This is a genomic window from Ruegeria sp. CDSC052, assembly GCF_059610685.1.
Window position 1 is genome coordinate 35,816 of sequence record NZ_JBXWOB010000011.1, and the last position, 23,629, is coordinate 59,444.

The window sequence follows — 23,629 nt, forward strand, 5'->3', positions numbered from 1 at the left end:
GCGGCGCCTACGCAACAGCTACTTGTAGGACTGCTGCTCTTGCCGGACCAAATCAGTCGCGCAGGTCGAAAGCTTCGCCGCGGGTGCGCTGTCCACCAGCGTTTCCAGATTTGTCTCGGTCCGGGCCAGTGCCGCCCGACGAAGGACCATCAGGCGCGCGCGAGGACTGTCCAGAAACTGCTCCTGCGGGATGAGCGTTTCCAGCGGGCTGTCGATGCGGATGACCTCGAAATAGCCGCCAAACAGGGCAAGGAAGGCAAAGGCGCAGTTTGGTGCCTCGGCCCCGCATTGGTCAGAACAGAGCTGCGCGATGGGGCGGGTCGACTGGGATGTCATCAACCAGTTTTCCACCGCCGGGCGCCAGCTATTGTCCACAGACAGATCGCCATATCCCAGCCCCAGGGCCAGCAATCCCGCCATGCCCAGCGCCTGATCGGAATTCATGTCAACTGGATCAGGCTGAATGTGGCGCAGCGCTGCCAGACCGTCGCCGCGCGGCTCGGGATCGACCGTCAGATAACTCAGATAAGGTTTGAGGTCCTGCATCAGCTGCCCATCCGCCAACAGATCGCCGCGCATTTCTGGATCGCCATAGAGCGCCACGATTCGCGTCGGGTAGTCCGTAGCTTGATGTTCTCCCAACGCATTGAGCTGTGCAATCAGCTTCGGGTCTGGTGTGGGGCGTTTGGCATCCAACAGCGCTTGGGCAAGCTCATTTCCACCTTTCGCCTCGACCAACAGCCAGGATCGGCCAAAGGCCGTCAGGTCTTTTTGACGAAACAGCTTGCGCGAACCCTTTCGGCCCAGCGATTGGCGGAACGGAGATGGTCCAAGATCGGCGGTTTCAATTCGCCCCAACAGCAGACGAGCCTGCGCGTTGCCATCAGCCGCCAGATCCGCCAGCAGTGGCAGAGCGCGTTCATCATCGCCCTCCAGCCACAGTGTCACCGCCTGTTCAAGCGGCGTATCCCCTTTGGCGACCGGCGCAATCACGGCTAAAACCGCAATCATCAACGCAACGAGGGTTGATCTTCTCATGCGCCGGTCTCCTCTCTGGAACTGGTCTTATTCCGCCCAACTGATGGCGGTCAGGTCGATGGCCGCTGTGGGTGCGTTTTCCCAAAGTCCCTGAACGCCAGCCTTGGCAACGCCAAGCTTGGCCAGCTGGAACAGATACCCGTTGACGTAATCATTTGCGATCAGACGCTGCGCTTCGCCCAACAGGCGGGTACGCTCATCAGGGTCGGTGGTGGCGTTCAACGTCTCCATCAGCGTCTGAAAGTCGATGCTGTCATACTGGAAATAGTAGTCGGGCCGCGCATAGATGCCGATATCCATCGGCTCGGTATGGCTGACGATAGTCAGACCAAAATCCTTGCCCTTGAACACCGATTCCAGCCACTGCGCCCATTCGACATTGATGATTTCAGCCTCGATCCCGACCTCGGCCAGTTGCGCGGCGATGATCTCGCCTCCGCGGCGAGCATAAGAAGGCGGCGGCAGGTGCAGAGTGGTCTTGAACCCTTCGGCATAGCCCGCATCGGCCAGCAACTGCGCGGCCTTCTTGGGGTCATACGCCGAATTGCCGGTCAGATCGACATAGGCCGGGTTGTGCGGGGCAAAATGCGTTCCGATGGGCGTGCCATAGCCGAACATCGCGCCGTCAATAATTGCCTGACGGTCGATGGCATGGGCCAGCGCCTGCCGCACCCGGATGTCGTCAAAGGGCGGCTGCTTGTTGTTGGTGGACAGAATCGTCTCACCCTCGGTCGAGCCGACAAGCACTTGAAAGCGCGGATCAGCCTCGAACTGCGGCATGTTCTCAGGCGCCGGGAAAATGTCGAACACATCCACATCCTCGGCCATCATGGCAGCAAAGGCGGCGGTCGGGTCCGAGATGAACTTGAATGTAGCAGACTCTAACGCGGGCTGATCACCCCAATAGTCGGGGTTTCGCGTCAGCGTGATGCTGTCCCCCTGCACCCAGTCCCCAAAGGCAAACGCGCCGGTGCCGACCGGGTTGGTCTTGATCGCCTCTATGCTTTCGGGGGCGACAATCACCGCATCCCCCCAGGCCATATTGAACAGGAAATTCCCGTTTGGCCCTGACAGGGTGACCTTGACGGTCAGCGGATCCACGACCTCAACGCTTTCGATCCCGGCAAACAGGGCCTTTTGTGCATTGGCGCTGTCTTCAGCACGGGCCCGGTCAAGGCTGAATTTGACGTCCTCGGCATCCATGGTGGTGCCATCGTGGAAGGTCACACTATCGCGCAGCTTAAAGGTATAGACGGTGCCGTCGTCTGAAATCTCCCAGCTTTCCGCCAGCCCGGGCACGACCGATCCGTCGCCCATGAACCGGGTCAGACCTTCGAAGATATTGGTATAGACAACCGAATCGATGGCCTGTGCCGCAGCGCTGGTCGGGTCCAGATGCGGCGGCTCAAGCTGCATTGCGATGGTGATGTCGGATTTGGCCAGGGCTTGGGTGGCTATCAAACTGGCTCCAATCGCCAGCGCCGATGCAAAAGACCGAAACATCTGCTTTGTCATATCGTTGTCTCCCCACTGAAACTGCGTGGTCCTGCATGTCGCGGACCGGTCTGCGGACCAATGTCCCTTTAAACCTTAGGTCAATCAAGGAAATGTTCGCGCAACCGGGCTATCTTTGGCCCGGTCCAATCTGCTATGCCGCACCGCAACATGAACCGCGAGGAGCGAGCATGAGCGCCACCGCCCGCAAAAGAGCCCCGAATGCCGTGGATATTCGCGCCCGAAAAGGTGGCGAGCCACTGGTCAGTCTGACCGCATATACAACTCCGATGGCCCGACTGATGGATGATCATTGCGACTTTGTTCTGGTCGGTGACAGTGTCGGCATGGTGCTACACGGGTTGGAATCGACGCTTGGCGTGACGATGGAGATGATGATCCTGCATGGTCAGGCCGTGGCGCGCGGGCTGGACAAGGCAATGATGGTCATCGACATGCCCTTTGCCAGTTACGAGGAAAGCCCCTCACAGGCGTTCCGCAATGCCGCCCGCCTGATGGCGGAAACCGGTGCCGGTGCGATCAAGCTAGAGGGCGGGGTCGAAATGGCCGAAACCATCCGCTTTCTGGTCAAGCGCGGCATCCCGGTGATGGCGCATATCGGCCTGACCCCACAGTCGATCAACACGCTAGGTGGATATAAGGTGCAGGGCCGTGATGTTCAGGCACAGACGGTACTGGCCGATGCCCATGCCGTGGCTGATGCAGGCGCCTTTTCCCTTGTGTTAGAGAAGGTCCCGCAGGGTCTAGCCAACCAAATCACTGCCGAGGTCGCCATCCCTACTATCGGCATTGGCGCGTCCGCCGAATGTGACGGGCAAATACTTGTGGTGGACGACATGGTCGGCTTTTTCACCGCTTTCAAACCGAAATTCGTCAAACGATATGCCGAGCTGGGGCCACTGGCCGAGGCCGCCATCGCCGAGTACGCCGCCGAAGTGCGCGCACGCGCTTTCCCCGCCGATGAACATGTCTTTGCCAATCAGGCTCCGTCACAGGGCACAGCTAAATGACCGCTCCGATCCTGCGTCGCCTCTCCGATCTGCGCGCCTTGACCGCCAACTGGCGCAAGAATGGTGAGGCAATCGGCGTCGTCCCAACTATGGGCGCGTTGCATCCGGGGCATCTGTCTCTGGTTGAGGCGGCCAAAAATGGCACCGACCGAGTTATCGTGACGATTTTCGTGAACCCAACGCAGTTTAACAACCCCGAGGATCTGGCCAATTATCCGCGCACCGAAATCGAAGATGCTCAGAAACTGGCCCCCTATGGCGTTGATGCAATTTATGTGCCGGACCCGGACGAGATCTACCCGCAAGGCTTTGCCACCACCGTATCTGTAACTGGCCTGACCAGTGTGATGGAGGGCGAATTCCGCCCCGGCCATTTCGATGGCGTCGCCACTGTGGTCGCCAAACTGTTCCTGCAAACCCAGGCAGACAGAGCCTATTTTGGGGAAAAAGACTATCAACAGCTGCTGGTCGTGCGCCGCATGGCGCGCGATCTGGATATCCCGATCGAAGTGATCGGCTGCCCCACGGTGCGTGAACCCTCGGGTCTGGCCATGTCCTCGCGCAATCAGCGCCTCTCGCCCGAGGGGGTGGAGATTGCAGCGCACAAACACCGCATCATGCTGGATCTGGCCAACGCGCTAAAGAACGGCGCCCCGTTCGACACACTGGCAGCACAGGCCAGTACCGATCTTTTGGCCGCAGGTTTTACACAAGTGGAATATATCCAACTGCGCTGTGCGGAATCTCTGAACCCGCTGACACATGCCGACCGACCCGCCCGCCTGTTTGCCGCGGCCTGGGCGGATGGAGTGCGTCTAATCGACAATATTCCCGTCTGAACACTCTGGTACGCAACCGACTGTTTGCGCTAAAGTCTCGCAAAACCAAATGCGAAGGGGGGCGCAGGCGTGACCTATATTCTTGCCATTGATCAGGGCACCACATCATCACGGGCCATTCTGTTCGACGCGGACATGCAACGGGCAGGCACCGCGCAGCATGAATTCACGCAGCATTTCCCACAAGAAGGCTGGGTCGAACACGATCCCGAGGAAATCTGGGACAGCGTCCTACGTGTCTGCCGCGAGGTGATGCAGAGCGTTGGCGCAACCCCCGATCAGATTGCCGGTATCGGCATCACCAACCAGCGTGAAACAACCGTGGTCTGGGATAAACAGACCGGCGAGCCTATCCACAACGCAATCGTCTGGCAGGATCGACGCACCGCCGATATCTGCGCCCGCTACAAGCAGGCCGGTTGCGAGGATGACGTGACCCAGCAGACCGGGCTGTTGCTGGACCCGTATTTTTCGGGCACCAAAGTCAAATGGCTACTGGATAATGTCCCCGGCGCCCGCGACCGCGCCGAGGCAGGCGATCTACTGTTCGGCACCATCGACAGTTTCCTGATCTGGCGCCTGACCGAAGGCTGCAACCACGTGACAGACGCCACCAACGCTGCCCGCACACTGCTGTTCGACATCCACAAAGGCTGTTGGAGCACCGAGATCTGCGATCTGTTGGATGTGCCCATGTCCATGCTGCCCGAGGTACAGGATTGCGCCTCGGATTTCGGAAAAACGACTCTGATTGGGGGAAATATCCCGATTCTGGGTGTTGCGGGCGATCAGCAGGCCGCGACCATCGGGCAGGCCTGTTTTCAGCCCGGCATGATGAAATCGACCTATGGGACGGGGTGTTTTGCGCTGTTGAATACCGGGCCTCAGCCGGTCGCCTCGAAGAACCGCCTGCTGACAACGATTGCCTATCAGTTGGACGGGCAAAAAACCTATGCGCTTGAGGGTTCGATTTTTGTCGCAGGGGCCGCGGTGCAATGGCTGCGCGATGCGCTGCAGATCATCGAAACCGCCCCGGAAAGCGGCGAGCTGGCGCAGCAGGCCGACCCCAACCAGCATGTTGTGCTGGTGCCCGCGTTTACCGGATTGGGCGCGCCCTATTGGAAACCAGATTGTCGGGGCGCGGTCTTTGGCCTGACCCGCAATTCCGGGCGGGCAGAATTTGCCAAGGCAACACTGGAAAGCATCGCCTATCAGACCCGAGACCTGTGGCATGCCATGCAGGGCGATTGGGGCGCAGATACCGATGTCATCTTACGCGTCGACGGCGGTGCCAGCGCATCTGATTGGGCGATGCAAGGCCTGTCGGATTACCTCGGCGCCGAGGTCGACCGACCCGTGATGCAAGAAACCACCGCTCTGGGCGCGGCTTGGCTGGCCGGTATGCGCGCGGGCATCTACCCTGATCAACAGGAATTCGCGGAAACCTGGGCGCTGGATCGCCGGTTCGAACCCAAACTATCCGCAGAGGAACGCGACGCCGCCTATGACCGCTGGCAACGCGCTGTTCAGGCGGCCATGGCGTTCTGATCGCTGCCGCATTTGGGCTCTGCTTTGTTCAAAGTTGGGTTCTTATGGGGCCACCTGTGCGAACGGTGAATTTCTACGGCAAGTCAGTGCTGCGAGTTAGGCTGATGGTCAATGTCGGTAGAGCGGACAAAACCGCCATTTACAAAAATCAGAAAGTGTCGGCCATTTACTCAAAGTAATGACCCGTTTGGGTCGCCAAAAATGTAGTTTCACAAAGGCGAGCTTGCGGCTGTGTCCAACGAAAGCTCGCCCTGCATTTGAATAGTGGAAGTTCAGTTTTCTACTGAGACATGCCACCTTCCTTGGAAGTTTGTTCTTCTACGTGGCTCTGATTTGCTACCGGTCGTCCTCGCGGCGGGAAGTCTTGGAAGGTCGCCAAGTGCGATTGCACAATGCGTGCGGCGGGCCCGAACGCCCACATTTTTTCTCCCATCCAACGGACATACATGCCACTTTCATCAGCTGCTTTCTCATACGGGTCTCTGCGCAAGTTATAGAGCAACGGAGCTACCAACTCTTCTTTTGGGCCAGACCATCCATGGTTTTGAACTACGAAATGAGCTTTCCAATCATTATAGCGCACAGCTTGAAGGTCCGTTCCCTGGTAGTAGAGCAGTTCCCGACGGCTGCTCTCTTCCGCTTCTCCGCTCAGATAAGGAAGTTGATTGTAGCCATCGACGTGGACTTTGAAGCCTTCATAACCTTCTAACAGTTTCTCTTTGAGGTCCGCCGGACCACCCGCAGCAGCAACAAATGTTGGCATCCAGTCCAAGCCGCTGAAAATACCGTTCAACACCTGCCCTTCGGGGATCTTGCCGGGCCACCTGATGACCGCCGGGACGCGGAAACCGCCCTCCCAAGTCGTTCCTTTCTCGCCATGAAAGGGTGTCGTGCCTCCATCCGGCCACGTCAGCGTCTCCGGACCATTGTCCGCGGTGAACATGACGATAGTATTGTCGGACACTCCAAGGTCGACCAGATGAGCTAAGACTTTCCCGACGTTGTCATCCAGTTCTTTCATAATGACATCTTGCAGACCGCGACCGTCACCAAGCATCGCCTCATACTTGGGACTAAGATGTGTCCAGACATGAGCCCGTGCCGGAGCCATCCACACGAAGAATGGAGTATCTGCTTCTACCGCGCGAGAAATGAAGTCTTTGGTGTGATTTGTTACCTCATCGTCCAAGGTCGCTTGCCGTTCTGGTGGGGCGGGCCCATCATCGACAATGCGTTGTTTTCCAACTTTACCAAAACGAGGGTCGATCGTTTCGTCGTCTTCTTCGGTAGCGTACGAATGGATGATGTTACGTGGACCGAACTGCGCCACGAATTCCGGGTCATCGGGCCAGTCTGGGTCACTTGTGTATTCCATTGCGTTCAAGTGATACAACCAACCCCAATATTCGTCGAAGCCCTTGGTGGTAGGCAAAAACTCATTCAGGTCTCCAAGATGATTTTTGCCAAACTGACCCGTGGTATAGCCCAATTTCTTCAAAAACATTGGCAGCGTGGGATCATCGGGGTGCAACCCAACTGGATCGCCCGGGAGACCAACAGTGTGCATACCTGTTCGAATAGGCATTTGTCCTGTCATGAATGCCGACCGACCCGCCGTACAACTGGGTTCAGCATAGTAATCCGTCAGGCGTACACCTTCGGAAGCAAGCTGGTCGAGATTTGGGGTCTCGATACTTTTGATACCCCCATGGTAAACGCCGAGGCTTGCCCATCCTACGTCGTCAGCCATAATCACGAGTATGTTTGGGCGCTCACTTTCGTCACTCCAAACGCTAGACCCTACGATACACAGCCCAAGTGTCATTGCCGCTAATGTTTTCATTTGTCCCTCCGCCTTTTTACTTTCCGCAGCCTATCCACAGCGCGACTAGGTGACCACACTACATTTCAATAATCTATACTTCTGAATAAGATACTATCCTTTATACCGTTGGAGGGGGGTGCCATACTGGGTTAGTAGGCGACGCTCCAACAACATCGAAACCATGGGAACGGTATCATGACAGAACGCTCGTTATTGATCCTGGCTGCCTTGGGCCTTGTGCCCATAGCGTTATCTTACGGCCTCATGCCGTCGGCTTCCGTAACCTATCTGTTGGGTTTTCCCGTCGAAGGTGTAAACCAAACGCATGTCTTCCGCGCCATCATGGGCCTCTATCTGGCGAACGCACTGTTTTGGTTGGTTGCGTCGACAAAGCCGAAGTTGCAGCGGTCCGCGCTGTGGGTACTTTTTCTGTTCATGGCAGGGCTTGCTGGCGGCCGTGCTTTGAGCATCCTGTTGGATGGTCTGCCGGGGGCAATACTGGTATTTTATCTGATAGCCGAACTGGTTTTTGCTGCTCTGTCACTCATGCTCTTGCTCAAAAATGGGGAAAGCAAATGAAAGACCTGAAAAATCTAATCCATCATTGTCAATTTAGTCTCGTTGCAGCATCTCTGGTGCTGACCGGAGGGTCCGAAGCATATGCGTCCTCAGCCGAGGCGGCTGTAGATAACAGTTTTGCTGCCATTGAGCGCGCAGTGGAAGACGCCGGGTTCAACTCAGTTGTGACAATTGATCATGCGCGGTTAGCAGCAGCAGAAGGTGTTGAGATGCCGCCGTCACGGGTTCAAATATTTTCGGACCCGAGTATCAACACATCGATCCTGAGCGACAATGTCAGAGCAGGCTTAGACCTGCCGTTTCGGGTGTTGTCCTTTGCGCAGGATGGAACCGCCAAGGACATTTATACGAACGCAGAATTTTTGAAGATCCGGCATTCTTTAGACAACCAGCAATCACTCAACAACTTTGGGATCCGACTTAACGCGGTAGTGGATGGTGCAGGCGCAACACCGGCACCTACAGATGGATTGACCCCAGACTTCGGCATTATCGAACTGACCTCCCCACTTAGCGTCGCTGAAGCAGTATCAAACCTGACCAGGATTGTGACGGCACAGGACGATACGGTCTGGTTTGGTGAAATCGATTTCGCCAAGCAAGCCTACAAGCATGGCGTCACGCTACCTGACGCTGTCTTGCTTCTCTTTGGGGGGCCAGCGCCGGGCGGCGTTGCAATGGCGGATTTCCCCGCAATTGGTTTGGATGCATTTTGCCAGAAACTTCTTGTATATGCAGGCGAAAATGGAGGGTCTGTGGTGATATTTAACGACATCGCCGCGTTGGCAGAATTGCACTACGGTTCATCTGCTAAACCTCACCACGCGTTGAACGAGCGGCTTACAGCCACATTCAAAAAAGCACTCGAACAGAAGAGTTTGGCCGCAACCAAAGACTGAAAGTGACAAGCAACGGAAGTGATTTGCATCGATTTGCAAAGGCTGCTTTGGGCTCTAACCGGACATCTGCTGTATCTGTGACACAGCCCCGGTAGCCTGATTGAGAACGCGAGGATCAAATCCATCTGACAACCGATAATCGAGCGCCTTTAGCTGTGATCTTTCAGTAAGCGTTGCTTTTGCCGTGACCAGTCGCGCTTGGCCTGGGTTTCGCGCTTGTCGTGGTTTTTCTTACCCTTGGCGATGCCGATCTTAATCTTGGCCAGGCCCTTGTGGTTGAAATACAGGACCAGCGGCACAAGCGTCATGCCTTTGCGTTGGGTCGCGTTCCACAGATTTGACAGCTCTTTGCGCGACACCAACAACTTACGGCGACGACGTTCTTCGTGTTTGAAGACCTTGGCCTGTTCGTAAGGGGCGACATAGCTGTTGACCAACCACAGCTCTCCGTCATCAACCGTGGCATAGCTTTCGGCGATGTTCGACCCGCCTGCCCGCAGGGATTTGACCTCGGACCCGTGCAGAATGATGCCGCACTCGATATCCTCTTCGATCGCGTAATCGAAGCGGGCGCGCCGGTTTTCGGCGATGACTTTGTAATTCGGGTCTGTCTTCTGCTTGGCCATGACGGGTTGATTTATGCCCCTTGGGCGGACCTTGCAAGCAGGTGCATCAGGATTTGGCCGAGATAATCAGATCGGGGCCGAAAATCGTGTCGGCGTGGTTGTGCAGATAGATTTTCAGCCAAGGCGTAAACCGGTCAGGATGGCGCTGCACCTCGGCCAGCAGATCGTGGTAGTCGATCCAGCGGATATCCATCACTTCCTCGGGGTTCGGCTCGATCTTCAGTGGTCCTCGAACATGGGCCAGGAATACGTCTACCACCTCATGCTCGATCAGCGAATTGCCGACATCGGCGTGATATTCCAAACGGTGACGATATTCGGGGTACAACCCGGTGATCCCCAGTTCCTCTTGCAGGCGACGCACTGCACAGACCGAGGGCATCTCACCCCAGTCAGGATGGGTGCAGCAGGTATTCGCCCAAAGACCCGGCGTGTGGTATTTGCCCATCGCCCGGCGCTGCAGCAAAATCTCGGTGCCGCGCACAACAAAGACCGACACCGCTTTGTGCCGCAGACCCTTTTCATGGGCTTCAAGCTTTTCAACGGGGGTCAATTCACCATCAACCCAGGCCGGGATCATGATTCCCATTTGTCGTCTCCTGCTGCCGATCCGCCTGGGCGACCGGGAATTCCGGAATAGCTTTGGCCTGATAGGCTTGGCTGTGGTGCAAAGCGGGCAATGCACCACGCGATTCCAAACTGGCGTCTATTGATCCGGTTATCAACCGCACGAAAGGCCGCAGGGGCTGCGGCCTTTTCTGGTCTTACCGATTGCGTGGTTTCCCAGGTTATTCGCCCGAAACACTGACGATATAGGCGTAAACGTCCTCAGCGCCCTTTTTCAGCTTGAAGGTCATTTTGGACTTGGCCGAGGTCTGATCCAGATAGGATTGCAGGAAGGCTTTGGGGTCCTGGGCATATTCGACAAAAGTTGCCTCGTCCCAGACCAAGCCGTTTTCACCGGCTTCGACAATGCTGTCACCGTATTTGAACCCTTCGACCGTCCCAGCAGTACGGCCTGCAACCCCATAGAGGTTCGGGCCGGTTTTTCCGCCCTTTACGATCACCTCGCCATCGGGATCAGCAATCAGATGGCAGGATTTGCATTTGTTGAAGGCTTTCTTGCCAGCTTCGGTGTCACCTTCAGCATAGACTGGAAGGGCCAGTAGGCCGGCAATTGCGGTCGCGAGGATACGATTCATAACTTTTGCTCCGATACGAATTGGCTGCACAGAAAGGACCTCTGGCGCGGCAGAGAGTCAACGCGCAGATTGCCGCGCGATGGCACTGTGTCACAGCCGGGATCGGGTCGTCCTTAACTTAAGTCATGTACGTCTGCCCAACAGGGCAGAAGATCGCCTGCACTGGGTGTCGCCAGATAAATCGCACGGGCGATCGCCCGCGACAGGCAAACCGAGGCTGCATGCGCGATCATAGGCAGCACGCTTGGGTCAACAGCTTGACCGGAGGTGCTGATGCCGAAAACCAGATCACCATCTTGTGAAGTATGCGCAGGCACAATCGCGCGAGCGATGCCATCATGAGCTGTCACCGCCAGGCGGTGGCACTGTGTCTTGGTTAACGCTGCATCAGTTGCGACAATTGCAATGGCCGTGTTGGCCCGGTCCGGGTCAACCTGCCCCATAGCTAGAGCTTTGCGGCTTTGCTGAATCTGTGCTTGACCCGATGAGAGGTCTGGCCCCAGGCCGCCAAATTCGTTGCCGATCTCGAATGGCGCCGCCCAAAAGTGGCGATCCCCAGGTGTCGTGACGCTGCCGACCGGATTGGCTGCCACAAGCGCGCCTACAGTGATGCCGTCGTCCAGAACCAACGATGCAGAACCCAGGCCACCTTTTTGCATAGCCGCCAATGCGCCGGTTCCTGCCCCGACTGAACCGAGCGCAAAACGTTCTGCGGCAGCGTGGTAGGCTGCCTTTCCGAGAGCGCGGTATGGATTCTCGGACCAAGTTTTATCGCCGCCATTGAGTAAATCGAACAGAATTGCTCCCGGCACGATGGGCACAATCGCATTCCCGACAGCAAAGCCGCGCCCGTCGGCCCGCAAACCATCCGTAACCCCTGAGCAGGCGTCCAACCCGAAAGCCGAGCCACCAGACAGCACGATCGCATCAACGCGGTCCACCGATTTGTCGGGGGCCAGCAGGTCGGTTTCCCGCGTTCCGGGTGCGCCGCCCATGACGTGAACCGAGGCCATGAAGGGGGATTCTGCTGTCAGGACCGTGGCACCGGATTTCAGTGCATCATCCTGCGCGTTACCGACTTTCAAACCGGGGATATCGGTGATCAGGTTCTTGGGTCCGGGGGTCATTTTTGTCTTTGGTCTAGGGCTGGAAAGCGCGCAGACGCGCGCTGCCTCCGGCGGAGGTATTTTTGGCCAGATGAAGAGCGGATCAGATGCATCGACCACCGTCCACTTCCAATGCTGTGCCGGTGATCATGCTGGCCTCGTCCGAGCACAGGAAGAGGGCTGCATTGGCCATGTCTTCGGGAGTCGAGAAGCGACCCAATGGGATGGTCGACAGGAATTTGGCGCGAATCTCGGGGGTGTCTTCGCCCATGAAGGATTTCAGCAGCGGCGTTTCCCCAGCCACAGGGCAGATCGCGTTGACACGCACGCCGGACGGAGCAAGTTCCACCGCCATGGTCTTGGTTGCGGTGATCATCCAGCCCTTGGAGGCGTTATACCAGTTCAGGTTGGGGCGCGGGGACAGCCCGGCGGTTGAGGCGACGTTCAGGATCGCCCCGGTTCCGCGTGCCTTCATCATCGGCACAAAGGCGCGGGCGGTCAGATAGACGGATTTCATGTTCACTTTGAAGACACGGTCGAAATCCTCTTCGGAGACGTCTTCGAGCGGGGTCGGCAGATGGGTCACTCCGGCATTGTTGACCAGGATGTCGAGCCCGCCAAAGGCGTCGTGGGCGGTGTCCGCCATTTCCTGAACCGATGCCGTGCTGGCCACATCAACCTGCTGCGCGATGGCCTGCGCGCCCAGCGTTTCTGCCATTTCGCGGGCCGCAGCGCCGTTGATATCCGCGATCATCACGCGTGCGCCCTCTGCAATGAACTTCTGCGCGATACCGGCACCGAACCCGGACGCGCCGCCTGTTACGATTGCGGTTTTTCCCTCCAACCTCATGGCTTTGCCTCCTTGTCGCCTGTCAGGGCAGAGTAGCAAGGCGCAAAGAAGTTACCAGATCAATCTTCGTCGACCCTGCCGCGCAGAGATTTGACGTCCGAACGGGCCTTTTTGGCGGCCAATCGACGTTTGACCGAGCCATAGGTGGGCTTGGTGGCGATACGCCGTTTGGGTTTGACAAGCGCGCGGGTGATCAGTTCGGCCAATCGCACCCGCGCAATCTCGCGGTTGCGGGCCTGGCTACGCGTTTCCTCGCACTGGATGATGATCGCGCCCTCTTTGGTCCAGCGCCGCCCAGCCAACCGTTTCAGCTGCGCCTTGACCGGATCAGGCAGTGAGGGCGAGCGCGCCGCTTCGAACCGCAACTCGACTGCGGTCGAAACCTTGTTCACGTTCTGCCCGCCAGGGCCGGAAGAGCGCACAAAGCTTTCGGTCATTTCCCAGTCTTGCAGGGTGATATCGTCATTGATCCGCAACATGGGGCGGACCTTACAAGTGCTGCGCGGAAACAAAAAGGGCCGCCCTAGCAGGACGGCCCTTCGAAAGTTCAGGAGGTTGGGTCGGTTAGATCAATCGACCAGCCGGAGCGAGCGCTCCGCCAAGGGCTGCCCTAACAGGCAATCCCCCCGGTTGTTCCAACACCTCTCTCCAATCTCTTTCTTGACACTGGATCACCTCCTTTTCTATCTGTTGCGGTTAGCAAGGATGGTGACACAAGTTGTGCCATTCTCAAAGCGTTTTTTAAACGGGCTGCCCGGTCAGGCGCGCAACGATCACCTTGAAGGGGATCAGCGCCGCCAGCGCCAACGACAACTTTACCAGCCAGTCGGCAAAGGCCAGCGTGACCCACAGGGGTGCCATCGGGCCAGACAGCATGAAGGGAACAGGCTCCCACGCCCAGCTGATCGCAGCGTCGGCATTGGCGCCGAAGATCGCGATCGAGGCCGAAAAGGCGATAGTGAAGAACAATGCTGTATCCAGCGCCGAACCCACTAGAGTCGAGACCAGCGGTGCGCGCCACCAGCGACCCCCGCGCATTGCATTGAACACGGTGACATCGGTCAGCTGGGCGATCAGGAAAGCAGTGCCAGAGGCAACAGCGATCCGCAGCGGCACAGCGGCATAGGTGAACCCGTCGCCCTGCAGAATGATTTGGCTGCCGATCAGCGAGCAGATGATGCCGGTGACGAATCCGGCAAACACGACCTTGCGGGCGGTTGCCACACCATAGACGCGGTTCATGATGTCGGTGACCAGAAAGGCCAGCGGATAGGTGAAAGCACCCCAGGTCAACAGCCCGTCAAGGATCAGGAACTGGACCAGAATGTTCGAAGCCACAACGATGGTGGCCATGGCAAGGATGCCGGGAATAAAAGCGCGTTGCATATTTTGATGCCCGTTTTGACAAGGTAGCGGCGACTTGGCCAAGGGACTATCCCAAGGCAAGCCGTGCGTTTAGACCTTTGTTTCAGGCCTGTCAATCGGGCAGCAGATATTCCACCAGTTCCGTCCGCTGAAGGGCCAGAAAATTGTCATCCGAAATCATCGTAACCCGCAACCTTCCCTGATCGTCACGCCAGACCGACAGGCCTTCGAGGTTGTCATGCGTCCCACGCGCGGTTTGCAGCAAGATCTCTTCGGATTGCGGTGTGTCACCATTCAGTTCCCAACGCCTGAGCTGCGACCGAAAGCCTGTCAGGGACACCGATCGTTCCAGCACATAGAACCGCCCGTCGGGGCCGAAATCCGCGGCTACTGGCAGGAACTTGCCCCGTTGCGGCAGGACAAAAGGTGTCGACCACGACTGACCATCCCAACGATATACCGGTATGTCCCCCGATACGGTACGGCTCTTTTCGGTCAGGGTGTACAGCCGCCCAAGCCCGTCAATGGCCAGCCCCTCGAACGAGCCGTTATGGTCAAGAACCTCAAAGGCTTTGGGGCGTGGCAGAACCTGCGCCGGGCCGGTCGGATCGGAATAATAAGCCACCCGGTGCACCCCCTCGAATGAGATATAGACCCCACCGTCAGGGGCGATTGCCAGGCCTTCGGAATCGCCCGCTGTGCCCACCAGAACCTTGCCGGTGCTGGACAGGATGGGCCAGTGCCGCTGGATCTCGATGCCAGTAATCTCATCCTCGTTTCGATCAATACGAGCGTCCAACATCGTTGCACGATCACTCAGCGCGATCATGCGGGTCCCACCGTCAAAGATGTGAATGCCCGAATATCCGCCGAACCAATCCGCCTGATATCGCCATGCAAAATTGTTCAGAAAAGCGGCAGGCTTTACCCCCTCCGCCCAGACCATACCTGTCAGCAGCAGCGCCGCGATCAGTTGGATTGCAAGACGTTTGTGCATTGCTTGGGCAGATCGGCCATCCGGTATTCGCGTCGCTTCTTGGGTGCTGGCGCGTTTGGATCGGGCGGTGGTGGGTTGAGGATGTTGTTCACCCATTGCTGTGCTTCGGCGCAACCATCACCCTTGGGCGGCGGATCCTGGTTCACGCAGCCGCTTGATCCTCTGGGGCAGGCCAACCGCACGTGGAAATGATAGTGATGGCCCCACCACGGCCGGATTTTACGCAGGTAGGCGCGGTTTCCCTTTTCGTCATTGCACATCTGCACCTTGGCACCGGGAAAGACGAATATCCGAGCCACGCGCTTGTCTTTTGCGGCCTCACGCAGCACTGCGTGATGCTGTTTGGTCCAGCTGCCGTTGACAAAGGCACCGTTCGAGCGGCGCAGGGAAATCGAAGAGATATTCTCGCGCGCCTTGCGGGAAAGACGCATGTTGTCACCGGGCAGCATCCAGATATCGATGTCCAGACCCAGCTGATGGCTGCGGTGGCCCGATGTCATCGGCCCGCCGCGCGGCTGGCTGATATCGCCTATATAGAGACCATTCCATCCTGACTGCTTGGCCGCAAACCGGCTCAGATCCTGGACATAGTCGATCGCCTGCGGATGGCCCCAGTTGCGGTTGCGTGACAGGCGCATAGCCTGCCAGGTGGGTCCGGTTTCGGGCAGTTGTACCGCCCCCGCCGCACAGCCGCGCGAATAACTGCCGAAAGCGGCCGGTTTTTGTTGTGAACTTTGCTTTTGGCCTCCGAATAACTGCTTGGCCAGCGGCTCGGAACCTGCGGTACCGGCGAATGTGATTGCGGCAATGACCGCGAAAAAACGTAATAAAATCATCTGCTCTGATCCCCTTCCGGTTTCACCCAGCGCATTAGGAACAGTCCCAGAATAAACAACAGAACTATGGGTGACACCCCCAGTCGCGCACTACCGGTCAGGGTTGTGGCAATCCCGATCAACAAAGGGGCCGCAAATGCGGTGGCGCGGCCGGACAAGCCATACAGGCCAAAGCTCTCGACCGGGGCAGCGGGATCGGTGTGGCGCACCATCAGAGAACGGCTGGCCGATTGTAGGATACCCCCCATGCCGCCGATCAGAACACCGCAACCAAAGAACACCAGATCCGGCAGGCCCGACCCTTCGGGCAGGGCGATACCGTAGATCTGGGTCCGGTCCATCATCACGACGGTGATACAGACAAAGATCAGCACCCAGATCGCAACCAGAATGACAGGTTTGGGGCCGTATTTCTTGTCCAGCTTGCCGCCAAGCCAGGCAAAGGCTGCCGCGGCCAGAACGCTGACAATCCCGAATTTGCCGATCTTGATCAGATCCCATTCCAGCACCAGCCCCGCATAAACCCCGCCAAAGATATACAGCCCGTTCAATGCGTCTCGATAGAACATGGACGAGCCCAGATAGCTGGCCAGACTGACGCGATTGCGCAGGTTAGAGACTGATTTGACCAGCAGCTGCAGCGCCTCTTTGACGCTGCCTTTCTTTTCGACATCTGGATCGTCGCGCACCCACAGGAAATAGGGGATCATGAACAGAATGAACCACACGGCGGTGAACGGCCCGACAAATCGCGTGCCTTCGCGTGCTGCGGCGTCCAGACCAAAAACAGGGTCCATGCCGATCAGGGTCTTGCCATTACCCTGCTCAACAAACAGGGCCAGCATGATTGCCAGCGAGATAAGCCCGCCGAAATAGCCAAAGGCAAAGCCCGAACCCGATATCTCGCCCACCTCACTGTCATCACCCAGATCGGGCAGCTGAGAATTGGCGAAGATCAGCGCGTATTCCGCCCCGACAAAACCCAGGCCAAAGGCCGACAGCATCAGCCACATGTTTGACCCGTCCGGCAACGTGTACCACAGCGCAGCAGAGCCCACCGCGTACATGATGGAAAAGCCGAATATCCATGGTATACGACGGCCCGAAACATCCGCCATCGCCCCCATCAGCGGGGCACCAAAGGCGATGATCAGCCCCACGATGGTCATGCAGTTCGCCCACACCGTCTGCGCCCGTGCGTCTGCGGCATCGGAACCCAGACCGGCGTTCAGATAATACTCGGCAGCTACCCCGGCAAAATAGGGCCCAAAAACAAAGGTCACCAACAGCGTGTGATAGGGCTGACTTGCCCAGTCGAAGAACCACCAGCCCCAGATGCGTTTGCGCTTGGAAATCTCTGCCATACCTGCCCCGTTTTTTATTGTTGGCATCATAAGACGGGGCTTTGGCTCAATTCGCAAGCGTTCTGTTGGCGCGGACTTGCTCTTTTGTGCAGGGGCGCTTAGGTCTCAGCAGATGTGAAATCCGGAGGCCCCATGCTGTCGTTGATCCAAATTCTGCTGCTGATTCTGGACATTGTCTGGTTCATCATTCTGGCCCATGTCATCATGAGCTGGCTGATCAATTTCCAGGTGCTGAACCTGCATCAACAGTTGGTTGCGCAGATCTGGTACGGGCTGAACCGCCTGTTAGAGCCGATTTACGGCCCGATCCGACGCGTTCTGCCTGCAATGGGCGGGCTTGACCTGACGCCCCTGGTGGTTCTGATCGGCGTCTATGCGCTGCGTATTATCCTGATCAACAATATGGTCTATTTTGTCTGACCTCTTGTTCAGTGAATCTTAGTATGTGATTGTCCTGTCTTAAGAGCAGATAAACCTTAAAACAGGGCACCCCCGCACATGTTCGACGCCGCGCCTTTGCTGCGAGATGTCTTTGGATTCGACGACTTCCGCCCCGGTCAGGAAGAGATCGTCGATGCCGTCACGCTGGGCGAAAACGTGCTGGCCATCATGCCCACGGGTGGCGGTAAATCCCTGTGTTTCCAGCTGCCTGCGCTGATGCGTGAAGGGGTCACAGTGGTGATCTCTCCGCTGATTGCCCTGATGCGCGATCAGGTGCGCGGCTTGCAGGAAGCAGGCGTCGAGACCGGCGCGCTAACATCCGGCAATACCCCCGAAGAAACCGATGCCGTGTGGGAGGCGTTGGAGGCCGGACGGCTCAAGCTGCTGTACATGGCTCCCGAACGTCTGGCCGCCGGATCGGCGCTGGGCATGTTGCGGCGGATCAATGTCAGCTTGATTGCGGTGGACGAGGCGCATTGCGTCAGTCAATGGGGCCATGATTTCCGCCCCGACTACCTTCGGATCGGAGAGCTGCGGCGTGCGCTGGATGTGCCTTTGGCCGCTTTCACCGCCACAGCAGATGCGGAAACGCAGGACGAGATTGTCGAAAAGCTGTTTGACGGTACAGCCCCGCGCAAATTTCTGCGCGGGTTCGACCGGCCTAACATCCACCTGGCCTTTGCCGCCAAGGATGGGCCCCGCAAACAGATCCTGGATTTTGCCGCCGCGCGCAAAACCCAATCCGGCATTGTCTATTGCGGCACCCGTAACAAGACCGAGGTTCTGGCACAGGCCCTGCGTGCCGAAGGCCACACCGCCTGTCACTATCACGGCGGCATGGATCCCGAAGATCGCCGCATCGTCGAGACCCGCTTTGCGCGCGAGGATGGTCTGATCGTGGTGGCCACGGTTGCCTTTGGCATGGGCATAGACAAGCCCGATATCCGCTGGGTCGCCCATGCGGACCTGCCCAAATCCATCGAAGCTTATTATCAGGAAATCGGCCGCGCCGGGCGTGATGGCGCCCCGGCAGAAACCCTGACCCTGTTTGGGGCAGATGACATTCGCCTGCGCCGGTCACAGATAGAAGAGGGGCTTGCTCCCTCTGAACGGCGGATGGCCGATCACGCCCGTTTGAACGCCCTGCTTGGCTTGGCCGAGGCGCTGGCCTGCCGCCGTCAGACTTTGCTGGGTTATTTCGGTGAACAGACCGAACCCTGTGGCAAATGCGATCTGTGTGACAGCCCGCCGGAAGTGATCGATGGCACCACCCCGGTTCGTATGGCCCTGTCCGCGATCCTGCGCACCGAGGAATGGTTCGGCGCAGGCCATCTGATCGACATCCTGTTGGGCAATGAAACCGACAAGATCCGCGCCCGCCGACATGACAATCTGTCGACCTATGGCATTGGCAAGGACTGGTCCCGCCCGCAATGGCAGGCGATCTTCCGGCAGATGATGGGCCATGATCTGGTCCGTCCTGATCCCGACCGCCACGGTGCGCTGCGCATGACTGAGGCCGCCAAGCCGATCCTGAAAGGCGAGGCGCAGATCAACCTGCGTAAGGACACGATCCGCAAAGCAACCCGTCGGCCTGCGGTCAAAGAGATGGTATCCGAAGAAGACGCACCGCTGCTGAGCGCACTCAAGGCGAAACGCCGTGCGCTGGCCGAATCCGCGCGGGTCCCGGCCTATGTTATTTTTCCCGATCGCACCCTGATCGAAATGGCGGAAACCCGCCCTGCAACGCTGGATGATATGGCCCGGATCAGCGGAATCGGTGCTAAAAAGTTGGAACGATACGGGGCCACGTTTCTGGAGGTTCTGACCGGCGCGGTCGAGGAATTGCACCCGGCCCGCCGCAAATTGGCCGGGCGCGATCAAGGTGAGATTTACGACCGCCTGCTCGAAGTTCAGTCGCAACTGTCGCGCGGCCCTGATGGAATCGACAAGCCGCTGACCTGTACCGCCTCGCAACTGGCAAAGGTGGCGCAGTTGCGATCAGACGACCCGCGCGCCATCGAACAGGTTCTGGGTGGCCGCCGTCACGAAAGGTTTGGAGCCGCCTTTCTGGACGTGCTGCGTATGGCAAGCTAGATACCCACCAACAGGCAAGAAACGAGGGCGACTATGCTGGTAGTGATTTCCCCGGCCAAACGGCTGGATTGGGCAGAACGGAATGTTGAGGTCACGCAGCCCGACTTTCAGGATGACGCGATCCGCCTGTCGAAAACCGCCCGCAATCTAACGCTGGGCGACCTGAAAAAGCTGATGGATCTGAGCGATGATCTGGCCCGCCTGAACCGCGACCGTTATCGCGCCTTTTCGGACGCCCCCGATGCTGTGGCGACACGCCCGGCCGCACTGGCCTTTGCCGGAGACACCTATCAGGGGCTCGAAGCGACTTCGCTGGATGTGGAAGAGATGGCCTGGGCCCAGGATCACCTGCGCATCCTGTCCGGACTGTATGGCATATTGCGTCCGCTGGACGCCATTCAGCCCTATCGGCTTGAGATGGGCAGTAGGCTGAAGACCCGGCGCGGCAAGAACCTGTACGATTATTGGCGCGACCAACTAAGCAAGGCGCTGAACGCTCAGGCAGCCGGTACCGGTAGCGATGTGCTGTTGAATTGCGCCAGTCAGGAATATTTCGGTGCAGTAGACCCCAAAGCGCTGAAATTACGGGTCATCACGCCGGTCTTCATGGAAGACAAGGGCGGCACGCCAAAGATCGTCAGCTTCTTTGCCAAAAAGGCACGCGGGGCGATGGCCCGCTATGTTATTCAACACCGTCTGTCCGAACCCGCCAGCCTGACAGAGTTCGACTCGGGCGGCTATGAATACCGACCCGACCTGTCAGAGAACGACAAGCCGGTCTTTATCCGGCCCTATCAGGCCTCAGCCAGCATCGACGGGTCGTAAGAGACCAGTTCAACTGTGTTGCCTTCCGGGTCTTCGGTGAAAATTCCGCGCCAACCAACCCATCCGAACTGCTCGACGCGATAGGGTTGGCCGATCTTGTCATACCAACTTATGACCGCCGCCTGCTCGTCGAAGGGCAGCGACAATGCGATATGATGCAGCGACGATCCCGCTCCTGTTACGGGACCTTCTGCACCGGCCCGATGTTGCCCCGGTCGTGGCGCGGTGCTGTGGTGAAACAGGGCCAGAACTTGCGTATGGCCGCCAAACCCCTCGGCTATCCGGAAGAAGGTTATAGCGCTGTCATGGTCACCGCTCAGACGCTGCAGGCCGACCACCTGTTCATAGAACTGCACCATAGCGGCCATATCTGCGCAGCGAATGGCAATCTCGCCCAGCGCGCGGGGGTGAAATCCACGGTCATCAGTCATGTCGGCAGCCTAGAACGCTCGGGTTTCGTCATCAAGAACCGGTTGCGTTCCGTCTGGCCGATGGTCAAGGATCATCTGGTGGATTTTCTGTTTTTGCAGCGGTTTGGTCAGGTAGTAGTCCAATCCAGCCGATAAAATACCCTGATCATCTCCGCTCATTGCATGTGCGGTCAGGGCTACGATCGGGACGTGCTGATTGGTTTCAACCTCGCGGCGGCGGATTTCACCTGTGGCCTGTTTACCATCCATTCCGGGCATCGAGATATCCATGAATATCAAATCCGGGTCGAATTCCAGATGGGCGGCGACCGCCTCAAGCCCGTTGCCCGCAAAGCGAAGATCAATGTACAGATCCTTGACCATCTTGCGCAGGATCAGCTGGTTGGTCTTGTTGTCCTCAGCAGCCAGAACCCGCATGAGCCTTTGATCCTCGGCAATCGGTCTGACCTGCGCAACCGTTGGGTTTTGCGTGTCGGAACCATTCGATATCGAATCCGCTGATCGTCCCAGAGCGGTCAGACGTGCATATAATTCTGAACGAGGGATCGGCTTTTGCAACACTCCGTCAATGAGCTGGCAGGCCGGATGAGCATGAATCACGCCGGGATTGGCCGACATGACCACGACAGAGATATCCGTCCACCCCCGGCCCTTTATCGTGGCCGCCAAATCCAGCCCGTCCATGTCCGGCAGATCGTGATCGCACAGCACCAGATCTACGGTGTCATCAAGCGTAGCCAGCGCCTCGGTTCCGGTGGTACATTCGGTAACCTTGGCACCCAGACGACCAAGTTGCTTTGACAAGATCGCTCGATTGACAGCCAGATCTTCAACCACGACCACATGGCGCAGACATCCTTCCAGATTCGGGGGGGCGGGTTGCGGACCTTCGACCGTCGGCAGCGTTATCCGAAATCCAAAACAGGACCCCTGGCCCGGCTCGCTTTCGACCCAGATGGCACCGTCCATCAATTTGATCAGTCGTTTGGTGATGGCCAGGCCCAACCCGGTCCCTTCAAACTGTCGGTTTTGTTCATCCTCGACCTGATTGAATTCACCAAAGATATGCGCCGCTTTATCCTCGGCAATACCGATACCGGTATCTTCTATGGCAACATGAATATCACAGGCCTGGGCCTCCGCGCGAGGGACCCCCGTGACGCGGATCAAGACATGCCCTTCCGCCGTGAACTTGACCGCGTTTCCAACCAGATTGGTCAAGACCTGACGCACCCGGCCCGGATCGCCCACGAACAGGGTTGGCAAAAACAGGTCATAGTCGACTAAAAGGCTTAATCCCTTGTCACGAACACTGGGCTGCAGCAGCATCGCCACCTCAAGGATACAGCGTTCGAAATCGAACTGTTCGGGGTGCAGGACCAGCTTATCCGCCTCAATCTTCGAGTAATCCAGAACATCGTTGATGATCACCAGCAAGGCTTCACCGGAATTGCGGATCGTGTTGAGATAGAGCCGTTGTTCTTCATCCAGCGCGGTTTCGGTCATCAACTCGGTCATGCCAACAATACCGTTCATGGGCGTGCGGATTTCATGGCTCATATTGGCCAGGAATGCAGATTTCGCGCGGTTTGCAGCCTCGGCCCGTTCGCGCGCCGCGGTCAGTTCGGCCTGATGCCGGACCGAGGCGGTTATATCAAGCGCAAGGCTGACCACATCGCCACCGCCACCGCGTTGATCAATCAGCTTGATATAGAGCCCGTTCCACAGCTTGACGATTTCTGACGGCGGGTTGGACAACTTCCAACGGGCCAGCATCCTGGCGCGCCAATCATCCTGCGCCTCGTCGACGGTATCAATCAGACCCTCCTGCGTGAGGGTTTCCAGAATTCTGCCATAGCTGATACCGGGCGCTACTTCATCCAGCCCCTCAAACAGGCTGAAATATGAGGCATTTGCCCCGATCAACCGGCTCTCTTCGTCGAAGAATGCAAACCCGTCTGGGAAGGTCTGGATCGAATGCCATAGCCGCCGTTCGGCCACTTCGATCTTAGCATTGGCCAATGTCAGGTCCGATTTAACTTTTTCATTTTCATCGCGCACCGTCTCAACCTCGGCCCGCGTTTCACCAATGCGTTTAGTCAGAGCCATCGCGTGCAGGCCCAATTTCCGGTTGGCCGCTGATAGCTCGGCCTGTTTCATCTCCAGCAGACGTTCAGCGGCAAGCCGTGCGCGTCTTTCCTGTGCCAGTTTGGTTGCAAGACTCATCAAAGGTGAT

General features: G+C 57.8%; 23 protein-coding genes. 8 read left to right on the forward strand and 15 right to left on the reverse strand.

Features of this window, described 5'->3' with window-relative positions:
* Positions 1-18: 18 nt before the first annotated feature.
* Together AC2FIM_RS15810 and AC2FIM_RS15815 are read right to left on the reverse strand one after the other, a co-directional pair.
* Entirely contained in the window at positions 19-1,038 is a 1,020-nt protein-coding gene (locus AC2FIM_RS15810; protein ID WP_282022086.1) for a hypothetical protein, read from the reverse strand.
* Positions 1,039-1,065: 27 nt separating this feature from the next.
* On the reverse strand, positions 1,066-2,553 hold the full coding sequence (locus tag AC2FIM_RS15815) for an ABC transporter substrate-binding protein (RefSeq protein WP_271952348.1): 1,488 nt from the start codon (positions 2,551-2,553) through the stop codon (positions 1,066-1,068).
* Between the two features lie 170 nt (positions 2,554-2,723).
* Here AC2FIM_RS15815 and panB point away from each other — a divergent pair, with 170 nt between their 5' ends.
* The 3 genes from panB (at position 2,724) to glpK (ending at position 5,950) form a co-directional block, all read left to right on the forward strand.
* Positions 2,724-3,563, forward strand: a complete 840-nt coding sequence (panB, locus tag AC2FIM_RS15820) for a 3-methyl-2-oxobutanoate hydroxymethyltransferase (protein ID WP_271952346.1) — start codon at positions 2,724-2,726, stop codon at positions 3,561-3,563.
* Entirely contained in the window at positions 3,560-4,402 is an 843-nt protein-coding gene (gene panC, locus AC2FIM_RS15825) for a pantoate--beta-alanine ligase (protein ID WP_142638600.1), read from the forward strand. The genes panB and panC overlap by 4 nt, the downstream gene beginning before the upstream one ends.
* A gap of 69 nt (positions 4,403-4,471) precedes the next feature.
* Positions 4,472-5,950 carry a glycerol kinase GlpK gene (gene glpK, locus AC2FIM_RS15830; protein WP_496678438.1) on the forward strand — a complete coding sequence of 493 codons (1,479 nt, stop codon included), beginning with the start codon at positions 4,472-4,474 and terminating at the stop codon, positions 5,948-5,950.
* Positions 5,951-6,230: 280 nt separating this feature from the next.
* Here glpK and AC2FIM_RS15835 read toward each other — a convergent pair whose 3' ends face one another.
* Entirely contained in the window at positions 6,231-7,793 is a 1,563-nt protein-coding gene (locus tag AC2FIM_RS15835; protein ID WP_142640379.1) for an arylsulfatase, read from the reverse strand.
* Between the two features lie 177 nt (positions 7,794-7,970).
* On the opposite strand from AC2FIM_RS15835, the gene AC2FIM_RS15840 reads away from it, so the two are divergent.
* A complete protein-coding gene (locus tag AC2FIM_RS15840; protein WP_142640380.1) occupies positions 7,971-8,354 on the forward strand; it encodes a DUF4345 domain-containing protein in 384 nt (127 codons plus the stop codon).
* A complete protein-coding gene (locus AC2FIM_RS15845) occupies positions 8,351-9,253 on the forward strand; it encodes a DUF302 domain-containing protein (RefSeq protein WP_142640381.1) in 903 nt (300 codons plus the stop codon). Before AC2FIM_RS15840 ends, AC2FIM_RS15845 begins: the two co-directional genes overlap by 4 nt.
* Positions 9,254-9,402: 149 nt before the next feature.
* Here AC2FIM_RS15845 and smpB read toward each other — a convergent pair whose 3' ends face one another.
* The 10 genes from smpB to AC2FIM_RS15895 form a co-directional block, all read right to left on the reverse strand.
* Complete coding sequence (gene smpB, locus AC2FIM_RS15850) at positions 9,403-9,879, reverse strand: SsrA-binding protein SmpB (RefSeq protein ID WP_271951849.1); 477 nt, start codon at positions 9,877-9,879, stop codon at positions 9,403-9,405.
* Positions 9,880-9,925: 46 nt separating this feature from the next.
* Positions 9,926-10,468, reverse strand: a complete 543-nt coding sequence (gene idi, locus AC2FIM_RS15855) for an isopentenyl-diphosphate Delta-isomerase (protein ID WP_271951847.1) — start codon at positions 10,466-10,468, stop codon at positions 9,926-9,928.
* 199 nt (positions 10,469-10,667) lie between these two features.
* Positions 10,668-11,081: a c-type cytochrome gene (locus AC2FIM_RS15860; RefSeq protein WP_142638581.1), complete on the reverse strand. Its 414-nt coding sequence runs from the start codon at positions 11,079-11,081 to the stop codon at positions 10,668-10,670.
* A gap of 113 nt (positions 11,082-11,194) precedes the next feature.
* Positions 11,195-12,208 carry a P1 family peptidase gene (locus tag AC2FIM_RS15865; RefSeq protein WP_271951844.1) on the reverse strand — a complete coding sequence of 338 codons (1,014 nt, stop codon included), beginning with the start codon at positions 12,206-12,208 and terminating at the stop codon, positions 11,195-11,197.
* Positions 12,209-12,290: 82 nt separating this feature from the next.
* A complete protein-coding gene (locus AC2FIM_RS15870; RefSeq protein ID WP_496678442.1) occupies positions 12,291-13,037 on the reverse strand; it encodes an SDR family oxidoreductase in 747 nt (248 codons plus the stop codon).
* Positions 13,038-13,096: 59 nt separating this feature from the next.
* Positions 13,097-13,516 (reverse strand): alternative ribosome rescue aminoacyl-tRNA hydrolase ArfB, encoded by a 420-nt coding sequence (gene arfB / locus AC2FIM_RS15875; protein WP_496678443.1) that lies wholly within the window; start codon positions 13,514-13,516, stop codon positions 13,097-13,099.
* 262 nt (positions 13,517-13,778) lie between these two features.
* Positions 13,779-14,423, reverse strand: a complete 645-nt coding sequence (locus tag AC2FIM_RS15880; RefSeq protein WP_496678444.1) for a queuosine precursor transporter — start codon at positions 14,421-14,423, stop codon at positions 13,779-13,781.
* Between the two features lie 91 nt (positions 14,424-14,514).
* The gene (locus AC2FIM_RS15885) at positions 14,515-15,399 is read right to left on the reverse strand and encodes an esterase-like activity of phytase family protein (protein WP_496708247.1); all 885 of its coding nucleotides are present in this window, start codon (positions 15,397-15,399) and stop codon (positions 14,515-14,517) included.
* Entirely contained in the window at positions 15,372-16,235 is an 864-nt protein-coding gene (gene mepA / locus AC2FIM_RS15890) for a penicillin-insensitive murein endopeptidase (protein ID WP_496708246.1), read from the reverse strand. The genes AC2FIM_RS15885 and mepA overlap by 28 nt, the downstream gene beginning before the upstream one ends.
* Positions 16,232-17,599 carry an MFS transporter gene (locus AC2FIM_RS15895; protein ID WP_496708258.1) on the reverse strand — a complete coding sequence of 456 codons (1,368 nt, stop codon included), beginning with the start codon at positions 17,597-17,599 and terminating at the stop codon, positions 16,232-16,234. Before AC2FIM_RS15895 ends, mepA begins: the two co-directional genes overlap by 4 nt.
* Positions 17,600-17,731: 132 nt before the next feature.
* On the opposite strand from AC2FIM_RS15895, the gene AC2FIM_RS15900 reads away from it, so the two are divergent.
* The 3 genes from AC2FIM_RS15900 (at position 17,732) to yaaA (ending at position 20,962) form a co-directional block, all read left to right on the forward strand.
* The gene (locus AC2FIM_RS15900; RefSeq protein WP_271951835.1) at positions 17,732-18,019 is read left to right on the forward strand and encodes a YggT family protein; all 288 of its coding nucleotides are present in this window, start codon (positions 17,732-17,734) and stop codon (positions 18,017-18,019) included.
* A gap of 78 nt (positions 18,020-18,097) precedes the next feature.
* Positions 18,098-20,137: a DNA helicase RecQ gene (recQ, locus tag AC2FIM_RS15905; protein WP_496708245.1), complete on the forward strand. Its 2,040-nt coding sequence runs from the start codon at positions 18,098-18,100 to the stop codon at positions 20,135-20,137.
* Between the two features lie 33 nt (positions 20,138-20,170).
* Positions 20,171-20,962, forward strand: coding sequence for a peroxide stress protein YaaA (yaaA, locus tag AC2FIM_RS15910; protein ID WP_142638565.1), 792 nt, complete (start codon positions 20,171-20,173; stop codon positions 20,960-20,962).
* Here yaaA and AC2FIM_RS15915 read toward each other — a convergent pair.
* On the reverse strand, positions 20,932-21,393 hold the full coding sequence (locus tag AC2FIM_RS15915; protein ID WP_142638563.1) for a VOC family protein: 462 nt from the start codon (positions 21,391-21,393) through the stop codon (positions 20,932-20,934). The genes yaaA and AC2FIM_RS15915 overlap by 31 nt on opposite strands.
* Positions 21,394-21,402: 9 nt before the next feature.
* Positions 21,403-23,619 carry a response regulator gene (locus AC2FIM_RS15920; protein ID WP_496678448.1) on the reverse strand — a complete coding sequence of 739 codons (2,217 nt, stop codon included), beginning with the start codon at positions 23,617-23,619 and terminating at the stop codon, positions 21,403-21,405.
* Positions 23,620-23,629: the final 10 nt, after the last annotated feature.

Coding starts and splice junctions, on each gene's coding strand:
- AC2FIM_RS15810 (WP_282022086.1), bottom strand. CDS start 1,038: ATGAGAAGATCAACCCTCGTTGCGTTGATGATTGCGGTTTTAGCCGTG.
- AC2FIM_RS15815 (WP_271952348.1), bottom strand. CDS start 2,553: ATGACAAAGCAGATGTTTCGGTCTTTTGCATCGGCGCTGGCGATTGGA.
- panB (WP_271952346.1), top strand. CDS start 2,724: ATGAGCGCCACCGCCCGCAAAAGAGCCCCGAATGCCGTGGATATTCGC.
- panC (WP_142638600.1), top strand. CDS start 3,560: ATGACCGCTCCGATCCTGCGTCGCCTCTCCGATCTGCGCGCCTTGACC.
- AC2FIM_RS15835 (WP_142640379.1), bottom strand. CDS start 7,793: ATGAAAACATTAGCGGCAATGACACTTGGGCTGTGTATCGTAGGGTCT.
- AC2FIM_RS15840 (WP_142640380.1), top strand. CDS start 7,971: ATGACAGAACGCTCGTTATTGATCCTGGCTGCCTTGGGCCTTGTGCCC.
- AC2FIM_RS15845 (WP_142640381.1), top strand. CDS start 8,351: ATGAAAGACCTGAAAAATCTAATCCATCATTGTCAATTTAGTCTCGTT.
- smpB (WP_271951849.1), bottom strand. CDS start 9,879: ATGGCCAAGCAGAAGACAGACCCGAATTACAAAGTCATCGCCGAAAAC.
- idi (WP_271951847.1), bottom strand. CDS start 10,468: ATGGGAATCATGATCCCGGCCTGGGTTGATGGTGAATTGACCCCCGTT.
- AC2FIM_RS15860 (WP_142638581.1), bottom strand. CDS start 11,081: ATGAATCGTATCCTCGCGACCGCAATTGCCGGCCTACTGGCCCTTCCA.
- AC2FIM_RS15865 (WP_271951844.1), bottom strand. CDS start 12,208: ATGACCCCCGGACCCAAGAACCTGATCACCGATATCCCCGGTTTGAAA.
- AC2FIM_RS15870 (WP_496678442.1), bottom strand. CDS start 13,037: ATGAGGTTGGAGGGAAAAACCGCAATCGTAACAGGCGGCGCGTCCGGG.
- arfB (WP_496678443.1), bottom strand. CDS start 13,516: ATGTTGCGGATCAATGACGATATCACCCTGCAAGACTGGGAAATGACC.
- AC2FIM_RS15880 (WP_496678444.1), bottom strand. CDS start 14,423: ATGCAACGCGCTTTTATTCCCGGCATCCTTGCCATGGCCACCATCGTT.
- AC2FIM_RS15885 (WP_496708247.1), bottom strand. CDS start 15,399: ATGCACAAACGTCTTGCAATCCAACTGATCGCGGCGCTGCTGCTGACA.
- mepA (WP_496708246.1), bottom strand. CDS start 16,235: ATGATTTTATTACGTTTTTTCGCGGTCATTGCCGCAATCACATTCGCC.
- AC2FIM_RS15895 (WP_496708258.1), bottom strand. CDS start 17,599: ATGGCAGAGATTTCCAAGCGCAAACGCATCTGGGGCTGGTGGTTCTTC.
- AC2FIM_RS15900 (WP_271951835.1), top strand. CDS start 17,732: ATGCTGTCGTTGATCCAAATTCTGCTGCTGATTCTGGACATTGTCTGG.
- recQ (WP_496708245.1), top strand. CDS start 18,098: ATGTTCGACGCCGCGCCTTTGCTGCGAGATGTCTTTGGATTCGACGAC.
- yaaA (WP_142638565.1), top strand. CDS start 20,171: ATGCTGGTAGTGATTTCCCCGGCCAAACGGCTGGATTGGGCAGAACGG.
- AC2FIM_RS15915 (WP_142638563.1), bottom strand. CDS start 21,393: ATGACTGATGACCGTGGATTTCACCCCCGCGCGCTGGGCGAGATTGCC.
- AC2FIM_RS15920 (WP_496678448.1), bottom strand. CDS start 23,619: ATGAGTCTTGCAACCAAACTGGCACAGGAAAGACGCGCACGGCTTGCC.